The sequence below is a fragment of the Thiobacillus sp. genome (assembly GCF_024708915.1).
Genome location: NZ_JANJXQ010000271.1, coordinates 1 through 2,427 on the forward strand (window position 1 = coordinate 1; position 2,427 = coordinate 2,427).

Below are 2,427 nucleotides of genomic sequence, written 5' to 3' on the forward strand. Positions count from 1 at the left end.
CAGGCCGGTCAGCGCGACGCGCAGACGGTTGCCTGGCGGTTCGTTCATCTGGCCGTAGACCAGTGCGACCTTGTCCAGCACGCCGCCTTCCTTCATCTCGTGATAGAAGTCGTTGCCTTCGCGGGTCCGTTCACCGACGCCGGCGAACACCGAGAAGCCCGAGTGCGCCACCGCGATGTTGCGGATCAGTTCCATCAGCGTCACGGTCTTGCCCACGCCGGCGCCGCCGAACAGGCCGACCTTGCCGCCCTTGGCGATCGGCATGATGAGGTCGATGACCTTGATGCCGGTTTCGAGAATTTCGACCGTCGCGGCCTGGTCGGCGTACGCCGGCGGCTTGCGGTGAATCGGCATGTGGGTGTCGGTATTCACCGGGCCCATTTCATCGATGGGGGTGCCGAGCACGTTCATGATGCGGCCGAGCGTTGCCTGGCCGACCGGCACCATGATCGGATTGCCTGTGGAGAGCACTTCCATGCCGCGGCGCAAGCCATCGGTCGAGCCCATTGCAATGGCGCGCACCACGCCGTCGCCGAGCTGCTGCTGGACTTCCAGCGTCAGCTCCGGCGACTGCATTTTCAGTGCTTCGAAGACCCTGGGCATGGCGTCACGTGAAAACTCCACGTCCACCACGGCGCCGATGATCTGAACAATTTTTCCGTTGCTCATGTTGCCTTCCTAATTAAATTAAATCTTGGCCTAATCAATTGAATTCTGCTGACCTTAAACCGCGGCAGCACCAGCGACGATCTCGGACAGCTCCTTGGTGATCGCGGCCTGGCGGGTTTTGTTGTAAATCAGCTTGAGTTCGCCGATCACGTCCTTGGCGTTGTCGGAAGCGGCCTTCATCGCCACCATCCGTGCCGACTGTTCACACGCGATGTTCTCGGCCACGCCCTGATATACCAGCGATTCGATGTAGCGCATCAGCATGCCGTCGACCACCGGTTTGGCATCGGGCTCGTAGATGTAGTCCCAGTGCGTTTTCAGGCTGGCCTCTTCGGCGTCTTCCATCTGCGCCAGCGGCAGCAGCTGGGTCAGCGTCGGTTCCTGCTTCATCGTGTTGATGAAACGGTTGTAGACGATGTAGAGGGCGTCGATCCTGCCTTCCATGTAGGCATTCAGCATGACATTGACCGGGCCGATCAGCTTGTCCATGTGCGGGGTGTCGCCCAGGCCGGTGATCTGCGATACCACATTGACGCCGAGGCGCTGCATGAAACCCAGTCCCTTGTTGCCGATCGCGGTGACGTCGATGCCGACGCCGGCGGCTTCCCACTGTTTCATCTGGTTCACCACCACGCGGAAAGCATTGGTGTTGAGTCCGCCGCACAAGCCCTTGTCGGAGCTGATGAGGACAATGCCGACGCGCTTGACGTCGTCGCGCGCGATCACGAACGGATGCTTGTATTCCGTGTGGGCGTACGCCAGATGGGTGGCTACGCGGGCGATTTTTTCGGCGTACGGGCGCGCGGCCTTCATGCGTTCCTGCGCCTTGCGCATCTTGGACGCCGCCACCATTTCCATGGCCTTGGTGATCTTGCGCGTGTTTTCCACGCTCTTGATCTTGGTCCGTATCTCTTTTCCGGCTGCCATACTTGCTCCTTAAACCAGCGGCTGCAAATCAGCGCGGCCTATCAATAGACGCCGGTTTTCTTGAACTCTTCCGCCGCGGCGGTGAGCGCCGTCTCGGTGGCCTCGTCCAGGTTGCCGCTGGTTTCGATGGTGTCCATGATGCCGGCGTACTTCGACTTCATGAACGCCAGCAGCGCGGATTCGAACGGCAGAATCTTGTTGACTTCGACGTCGTCCATGTAGCCCTTGTTGACGGCGAACAGGGACAGCGCCATCTGCGACACCGACATCGGCGAGTATTGCGCCTGCTTCATCAGCTCGGTGACGCGGCGGCCGCGCTCGAGCTGCTTGCGGGTGGCTTCGTCGAGGTCGGAGGCGAACTGGGCGAAGGCCGCGAGTTCACGGTACTGCGCCAGCGCCAGGCGGATACCGCCGCCGAGCTTCTTGATCACCTTGGTCTGCGCGGCACCGCCGACGCGGGACACCGACAGGCCGGCGTTGATCGCGGGGCGGATACCGGCGTTGAAGAGGTCGGTCTCAAGGAAGATCTGGCCGTCGGTGATCGAGATCACGTTGGTCGGCACGAAGGCGGAGACGTCGCCGGCCTGCGTTTCGATGATCGGCAGTGCGGTCAGCGAGCCGGTCTTGCCCTTGACGGCGCCGTTGGTGATCTTCTCGACGTAGTCGGCGTTGACGCGCGCGGCGCGCTCAAGCAGGCGCGAGTGCAGGTAGAACACGTCGCCCGGGTAGGCTTCGCGGCCCGGCGGACGGCGCAGCAGCAGGGAGACCTGGCGGTAGGCCCAGGCCTGCTTGGTCAGGTCGTCGTAGACGATCAGCGCGTCTTCGCCGTTG

1 protein-coding gene and 2 pseudogenes are annotated in these 2,427 nt (G+C 62.1%); all 3 read right to left on the minus strand.

What is annotated here, in order from left to right; genetic code table 11:
- A pseudogene (locus tag Q0L94_RS17595) lies at positions 1 to 669 on the minus strand (F0F1 ATP synthase subunit beta); the annotation flags it as partial.
- Positions 670 to 723: 54 nt separating this feature from the next.
- Positions 724 to 1,596, minus strand: a complete 873-nt coding sequence (gene atpG, locus Q0L94_RS17600) for a F0F1 ATP synthase subunit gamma (RefSeq protein WP_296755940.1) — start codon at positions 1,594 to 1,596, stop codon at positions 724 to 726.
- Between the two features lie 41 nt (positions 1,597 to 1,637).
- Positions 1,638 to 2,427, minus strand: a pseudogene (locus Q0L94_RS17605) (F0F1 ATP synthase subunit alpha); the annotation flags it as partial.